This window comes from Chitinophaga terrae (ex Kim and Jung 2007), assembly GCF_900107795.1.
GTDB lineage: Bacteria > Bacteroidota > Bacteroidia > Chitinophagales > Chitinophagaceae > Chitinophaga > Chitinophaga terrae.
This window is the reverse complement of sequence record NZ_FNRL01000004.1, coordinates 315,972-323,328: the sequence shown is the minus strand read 5'-3', so window position 1 is coordinate 323,328 and position 7,357 is coordinate 315,972. Positions and strand designations below refer to the sequence as shown.

General features: G+C 42.7%; 6 protein-coding genes, 1 tRNA gene and 1 pseudogene. 1 reads left to right on the top strand and 7 read right to left on the bottom strand.

Features of this window, described 5'->3' with window-relative positions:
- Window positions 1-257, top strand: a pseudogene (locus BLV62_RS06500) (integrase core domain-containing protein); the annotation flags it as partial.
- Between the two features lie 49 nt (window positions 258-306).
- On the opposite strand, the gene BLV62_RS06495 reads toward BLV62_RS06500, so the two are convergent.
- The 7 genes from BLV62_RS06495 to BLV62_RS06465 all read right to left on the bottom strand — a co-directional run bounded on the left by BLV62_RS06495 (window position 307) and on the right by BLV62_RS06465 (window position 7,332).
- Window positions 307-2,136: an ATP-binding protein gene (locus tag BLV62_RS06495; RefSeq protein ID WP_089759870.1), complete on the bottom strand. Its 1,830-nt coding sequence runs from the start codon at window positions 2,134-2,136 to the stop codon at window positions 307-309.
- 295 nt (window positions 2,137-2,431) lie between these two features.
- Window positions 2,432-3,418: a site-specific integrase gene (locus BLV62_RS06490; protein ID WP_225889525.1), complete on the bottom strand. Its 987-nt coding sequence runs from the start codon at window positions 3,416-3,418 to the stop codon at window positions 2,432-2,434.
- The gene (locus tag BLV62_RS06485) at window positions 3,415-3,843 is read right to left on the bottom strand and encodes a hypothetical protein (RefSeq protein ID WP_089759865.1); all 429 of its coding nucleotides are present in this window, start codon (window positions 3,841-3,843) and stop codon (window positions 3,415-3,417) included. The genes BLV62_RS06490 and BLV62_RS06485 overlap by 4 nt, the downstream gene beginning before the upstream one ends.
- Before the next feature lie 337 nt (window positions 3,844-4,180).
- Window positions 4,181-4,254, bottom strand: a tRNA-Pro gene (locus BLV62_RS06480).
- A gap of 73 nt (window positions 4,255-4,327) precedes the next feature.
- Window positions 4,328-6,478, bottom strand: a complete 2,151-nt coding sequence (locus BLV62_RS06475; protein ID WP_089759863.1) for a GH92 family glycosyl hydrolase — start codon at window positions 6,476-6,478, stop codon at window positions 4,328-4,330.
- 131 nt (window positions 6,479-6,609) lie between these two features.
- Window positions 6,610-7,059, bottom strand: a complete 450-nt coding sequence (locus BLV62_RS06470) for a cold-shock protein (RefSeq protein ID WP_089759861.1) — start codon at window positions 7,057-7,059, stop codon at window positions 6,610-6,612.
- 36 nt (window positions 7,060-7,095) lie between these two features.
- The gene (locus BLV62_RS06465) at window positions 7,096-7,332 is read right to left on the bottom strand and encodes an RNA recognition motif domain-containing protein (protein ID WP_089759859.1); all 237 of its coding nucleotides are present in this window, start codon (window positions 7,330-7,332) and stop codon (window positions 7,096-7,098) included.
- Window positions 7,333-7,357 lie beyond the last annotated feature (25 nt).

Sequence of the window (7,357 nt, the reverse complement as noted above, 5' to 3'; positions counted from 1 at the left end):
AGTTCATATCCCAGCTTTTAACGGAATGGAGCATGGTCAACGGCATCGAATTTTTATATATCCAGCCCGGAAAGCCCACGCAGAACGGTTTCGTGGAAAGATTGAACGGTACTTACCGTGATAATGTGTTGGACTGCTACCTGTTTGACACATTGGACGAAGTGAGGGAAGTTACCTGGCAATGGATGGATGATTATAACAATCACAGGCCACATGACAGTCTTGGAAATATGCCACCAACAGAATATGCTGCTCTATCCAATTTTGAAAGCGATAAACAGGCGTGTTAGGGTATTTAGGTTTAGGTTAATTTGAAGAGAATTTTGTAAAATTACACAGTCTTAATTTCGGGAAGCCGACAATGTCTTTTTGATCTTCTGTACTTACACCGGCATTTTGAAGGTACGACTGCAAGTTTGATTTGGCAGTATCGTACTCCGCCTTAAATTGTGTCTGCTGGCTTATGATTGAAGAAAAGTCCTTAAGTCTATGCGTGTCTATGATAGTATTTAATGAAGCGGTTAATTCAGCGCCCGCTGTTATGTACTCATTATCGGTTTCAAGAGGGCGATAGCCCGCTACAAGTTCCTCCAACTTCTCTATAAGGCCATAATATTGCGTTTGAGAATAGGTGATGTTATTTACTTTTAAAAGTGAACTTGCTACTGCTTTGGTTAGTTTTTTATACTCGTCGCTCTCAAAAGAGTTAGTCATTTTGGTCAGGCTCTCAATTTCCTTTTTTTTACGATCAACTTCTTTTTTCCCCTCTCTTAGTTCAAGTGTATGCGAAATAACCTGTTTTAGTCTGGTTAAGGAACTTTGTAGGGAATCTGCGGCTGATTTTAAGGTGTCTTCTGTATCCAGATTAATAATTCTGGAATATATTGCATTGGTTAGCTTTACCGGGTCTTTTGCAAAATCCTCTATTTCATTTTGACTAAGAAATTCAATATTTTTTTCGTCATGGTCTCCGTCAATTTTGATGCAGTCTGTTATTTGAAGTTTAGTCCCTTTATTATCTTTCAACTGCCTTGACCTAAAAAATTCATTAGCAGATTTTTGTAATTTTGCTCCTATTAAATTGAGAAGTGTACTTTTTCCAGTTCCTCTGCCCCCAATTATGCAAGTGAAATTTGGGCTAAAGTTGAGTTGATAGCTATTTCCAAAGCAAAATTTTTCATCATCCATTTTACAATCAGATGGAAAATTTAGTTCAACGGTGTTGATAGATTTTGCTGGAGTACGGGGCTTCGAATCCCGGATTGCAACGCGAGATTCAGGCTCAAAGATAATCTGCTTCAGGCCTGAAAATGTAGGATCAGCTTTTATAAAAGTAAAACGATTGAGATCTGGCCGACAGATTTCCTCATTTTTATGAGCATCACAGCCATGTATACATGGTTTAAGGCTACCATACTTGTCAACCAACTGTTCTTGATTTAAGACGCCTTTTCCCAAAAAAAATTCTCTATCCTTGGGTTGCGCAGAAAATATTGCTTGCGTCAGCCTGTATATCTCTTCTCTGGTCGCCGCAAGGCTATTGTGTTGCAACCCCGAAGCGCCATCTGCAGAATTATTTGATACTACACGTATGGAATGTTCTCGTAACACCTTTGATTTACGGTAGATTTCTGCCAAATCAGTATACTGCACCTTAAATTGGTGAGCACCTTCTTCATATGCCGCCTCCTCTCTAAGGGTAGGTCCCCGAAAGGCCCTTCCAAGAGCAATTAAACCATCCTTTGTACATCTATAATCATTATCCTTGTAACGGTACTTAAGTTCATTAAAAAGTAAGTTATCCAGTTGATCCACAATTTCCGGATCACATAGAATATGAAAGTTTATTCCTTTCTCGCCTGCGGTAACCGGTATAATCCTCAATTCAATATTTGGAATTAGCAATTCTACATTGGGTAATCCCCCATTATCTTTAAATTCTTTAACCTTTTCGTATCCATTGATAGAAAAATAATCTGTAATCCCCAATACACTAGCGTCACATTTGGAGAGTAATTCCAGGTAGGTTTCCCATTTGTCAGTATGGGGTGGGATGGCTGTAAACAGGTTATTAAATACAGTATCTGGGGTATGAATGTGTAAATTCCATTTTCGCCAGGTGGAACCAAAAGACATATAAGGTTAGTTTGAAGTTATAATAAGCAGTCTCGACCATCGAATTTAATAATAATATGTAAAAGGAGCGCAAATAGTCAAAAAGAACTAAATGGCTTGGGGGGCAGAACATAATTTTATGCTTGGCAACTTAATATGAAAAATCATGCTTGCCAAAATCAGGTTAGCATACATTTCTGAAAAGGCACATCATGGGTAATTAGTGCAATTGCTCCAAATCTAACCGGTAGCTTTGTTACAAAAAAATACCTCTCCTGTTATCCAGGAGAGGTATTGGGCAGGATTGTAAGTGTTTTTATACGGCGACCCCTGGAGAAGCGGGCAGCGGTAGCTGTGGCGGCGCCGGGTTTTTGTGAACGATTTCAAGCAGCTTTGGCATAATCTCGTTGGTAAACACATTTTCCAGCACCTTTGGGGCAATCCTTTCTAGTAGGAGTAAGAATTGCTCTTCGTTGATGCCATTGATGCCAATGGTCATGCCCGAATTTATCTTTTGCTGTACCCGCGGCATGTACATCAGCACTAGTGGGTTACCCACTCTGGAATAGATCATAGTACTTTCTATGTCCTCATGTCCCATCTTTATTTGAGTTACTTCTATGGGTACCCCCAGTTGCGTAGTAACGATAGTGCCGAATGTATGCCTGGCAGCGTAAGCACGTAGCTTGAAATCAAAACCACAGGCAAGGCCAATAATTTTAAGGTGGTCATTTATCACTTTATTGGAAACATATTTGAAAACCGTTTCCCTATAGGTGGCGCCTTCTTCCATGCCGTATTCGCTTACGATTTCTTTAGCTTTATCTAACAGCGGGACCCATGCAGGTACCTCACTTTTTGTTCTTGTATAGGTCATCCACAAATTGCCAAACATATCTTTGGATAACTGGGAGGGTTTTAATGATTGTACATCAATGGGCGCCATGCCGGTATAGCAGCAGAATACAAAAATTGCCCGGACTAGTTTTGTTAACGGATCGATAAGCACCAGATCCTCAATTGCTCTCAATTGCTCCCAAACCAGGTATTCTGTTTCTTTGCGCTTAATCTTTATCTTAAATTCGGCAAATACGTCTTTTTCGCACCAGCCTTTCAGCCCGGCCCATTTTACCATCTTTTTTAGCCGTTCAATGTGCTTCATGGCTCCGTTTTTAGTACAAGGGTCATTGGGCTTAATCGGATTTTTTAAAACATAGCTATAAAATTCATCTACAAAGTTAAAGTTGAGCTGGCGGAGCGGAATATCACCGGCTGAATATTTATGCTGGCAAAATCGCGCTATATAGGCGTTGGTAGCACCATAGTTTTTAAGGCTGCCTTTTTTAGTTCCAGACTGTACTTATCATAGGCACGTTTAGTCAGTTCCAACATTGTCAACCGCTCCACTGCATCCCCCTGACCCAGGTAGTGATTTTTGATATTGTCAGCGGTGAGTACCCCTTCATTTAATTCCAGCTCCTGAAAAATGCCGGCTAGTTTGGCTTCCACTTTGGTTAGATAAGTAGAAAACTCGCGTAGCTCCTTGTTATACTGGTGTGGCCTGCCTTTTCCTTCATCCCAGTTTTTAGGATCAAAGCCTCCTTTAATTGTGATTTCCCTTTCAGGAGTATTGTTGCAGGCAATCTTTGCAAAGACAGAGTAGTCTTTGCGTTTGTTTTTGTTTTGTCTGATGGAGAAGGTTACTCCAAAAGTGTTTTCGCTTCTCATAATTCTTTTCTCATTTTAAATGGACAATTCAAATGCTCAAAAAACCGGGACCCCCTGGCCAAAAAATGAGTAGAAAAAAAGCCTTTGCATATCATTTGAAATAAGCTGATATGCTTTGTAATGAAATGCAATACAGATCACTACATATGCCAAATAATCTACATTGAGTAGGTAAGTTACTCAATAAACCTACTCAATGCATTACACGGCTAATAACTTGAAATTTGATGTAATAATTTGGTATGTGGGCAAAATGAAAAAAGCCCACAGATGTAACATCTACGGGCTTTTCCGACATAAAGCGTATCAAAGCGATACAAACAAAATGTCGGCAAAGTCGGGACGACTAGATTCGAACTAGCGACCCCTAGCACCCCATGCTAGTGCGCTACCGGGCTGCGCTACGTCCCGAACTCCGGCGTTTTTTTATCAACGGGAAGCAAATGTAAAAAAATCCTCGGATATACTCCAAGGATTTTTTTATTTATTTCGTCACAACTTCAATATTTCCCCCATTCTTAAAAAGATCATGCGATACAAAGTATCCCCGGATCGGTTTTCCGTTCACTTTAATATCCTTTAGATCCCTGGATTTTCCTTTGTGCGTAATGGTGAGCAGTTTGCCGGTGTTGGTCCTCCACTTCACTTCATCAAATAACGGTACCGTTACCAGGTATTCAGGATCAGTGGCCGAGAAGGTATAAAGCCCTACGGCGCTCAGTACATACCAGGCCGACATCTCCCCTGCGTCATCCATCCCGCAAAGGGCGATACCCGGGTTACCGATTCCGTAAAGGGTATTCAGGATGGTATCTATGATCTTCTGGGATTTTTCCGGCTTATTAATAAAATAATACGAGAAAGGCGCTTCATGGTCTGGCTGGTTGCCATGGCAGTATTGGCCGACAAAGCTTTCTACGTTACGGGCAATATATTTCGGGTTCCATGGAAGCGTGAACAGGGAGTCCAGCTTCGACTCAAACGCTGCCGGGCCTCCATAAAGGGATATTAGACCTGGCATGTCGTGCGGCGCAAAGAAGGATACCTGCCATGCGTTGGCTTCCCGGTACATATATTCATAATAAGGGTACTGGGGATTAAAAGGCGTGATCCAGCTGCCATCGGCAAGGCGGCCGCGCATGAAACGGGTACCCGGATCAAACATATTCCGGTAGTTTTTGGAACGGGCCATCAGGATGCGGTAGTTAGCCGTGTCGCCCAGCTTTTTGGCGATCTGGGCAAGGGAATAGTCGTCGTACGAATATTCCAGGGTTTTAGACACCCCTGCCGCCGCTTTCGTTTCTACGTGAGGGTTAGGAACATCGGGATCTGAAATGTAGCCTTTTTCAATATATTCCCTGATATGCGCACGGGCGCCGGGTTCTATATTGGCGTTCCTCAGCAATAGTTTGTAAGTGGCTTCAATGTCGAAGTTGTCAATACCTCTCAGGTAGGCGCCCGCAATGGAAGAAGCGCCATGGTCGCCATGGAAGAAGGTAGGGATGAAGCCTGTCTTCTCTCCTACATCTTTCATCGACTTAATTACATCCAGCGCCACGTCCGGAGAAATAAGACCTAATAAAACATCCTTATTCCTGTAGGTATCCCATAGCGAAGGCTCTGTATAGTAATTGAAATCGGCTTTTACAACGTTCCTTTTAGCGTCTGTGTACTCGCCGTTCACATCGCTGCGGAGGGCCGGCCAGAGCAATGAGCGGTAAAGACTGGAATACAGCATTGTTTTCTGCTTTTCTGTCCCCCCTTTTAACTGGATGGCCGATAAGGTCTTTTCCCATACCTGGTTAGCCTCGTTACGTACTGTTTCGAAGCTCTTGTTATTGATCTCTTTTTCCAGGTTTTCCTTTGCGTTGGCGGTGCTTACATAGGAGATACCGATCTTCACTTCCACCGGTTTGCCGCCATCCGCCAGGTGCACGATGGCATACCCGGCATGTTGCCCCTCTTCTACTTTATCCAGCTTCGTGATAGGCGTGTTCAGCTCTGCATAGAAATACACCCGCTCCCCTGGCTGCTGCCATCCCTGGATGGCATGATCATTCACCTGCTCAATTTTCCAATCCCTGATGCGGTTATTGGCTTTGGCCAGGTCAAAGAGTACCTGGCGGTCCTTGTTTTGGGCATACTGGTACCTGTGGTAACCGCATCGTAAGGTTGACGTCAGTTCCACGTTCACTTTGTAATCGTCCAGGTATACCTGGTAGTAGCCTGGCGAGGCATGTTCTTTCTGATGACTGAATTTCGAGCCGAAAGGTTTCCCGGCGCCGGATAGCGGCAGCAACGGGATATTGCAAAGGTTCCAGTGGCCTTTATTCGTATGCGTGAAACCTAATATGGTATCATCTTCATACTCATAACCGGCCCCGGAGCCGTACTTGGTCATTGGACTAAGCTGCACCATGGCGTTGGGAAGCGAACTTCCCGGGAAGGTCAGACCCGACCAGGGCCGCCAGTCTTTAGGCGGTTCGTACCCCAGGATCTTCGGATCTGTAACTGCTAAAGTGCCAATAAAAGTGTTGACATACCGGGTATACTGCGTTTTTTGCTGGGCTACGCTGACGTTTACACTGACAGCGGCCAGCAATAAAGCTCCCGATAATTGCATGAACGATTTCATAACACGGACTATTTTCTTGCTAAATCGATTTATTACACCGTTAAATATACTAAATGAAGTTATAAACGATATTTAATTGTGATGAGCGAGTAAAATAGTTGATGATATGAACAATTAACCCGGGAATGAGGTTACCTGCCCCTGGAATTAATTTTTTTTACGGCCGTTGCATAATAGCCTTTTGCATTCTTCTCCCGGGTAAATGATACTTTGTCCCTCTCCTTTACAGGTTCCTGCAAATCGTTGGTATGAACAAATACATTCTCCCTGGTCTGGTCGTCGGATATAAATCCATAACCTTTGGCAGAATTGAAGAAAGCGATCACCCCTGTCCTGGTAGTGCTTTCCGGCGGCCTTGGCGTGGCGCCCAGCTGGATATCTTTCGAATCTATTTCGTTTTTTGGAGCTCCGCTTGGGGGAACAGAACTGATATTTCCGTTTTCGTCGACATAGGCAAGCATTTCTTCCAACCCTTTGCCTTTATTATTATTCAATTTGCGCTCTTTCATCTTCTGCGCTTTCTCTTCTTTTGCTTTAGCTTTTTTATTCTTGTTTTCTTTCTTGGAAAAAGAATCACCCATAATTAAATTGTTTTGATTAATCGCACTATCGCGTAATTACATTTTAACTTCGTAAATTGTCAGGAACTGGTTCATGAAATTGAGGTTATTCAATTCCAGGATGGCTGTTCGGCCTTCATTTTCTTCTTTCATATATACATAACCGTAACCTAATGACTTCCCGTTGCCGTCTATTGGTACTTCAATAAGCAATACGGTACCAAATTCTGCAAAAAGATCATACAACTTCTCCATAGAAGCTTTGCAATGCAGGTTTCCTACATAAATTTTCATCAGTAATGAAAGAAGACAATCGATC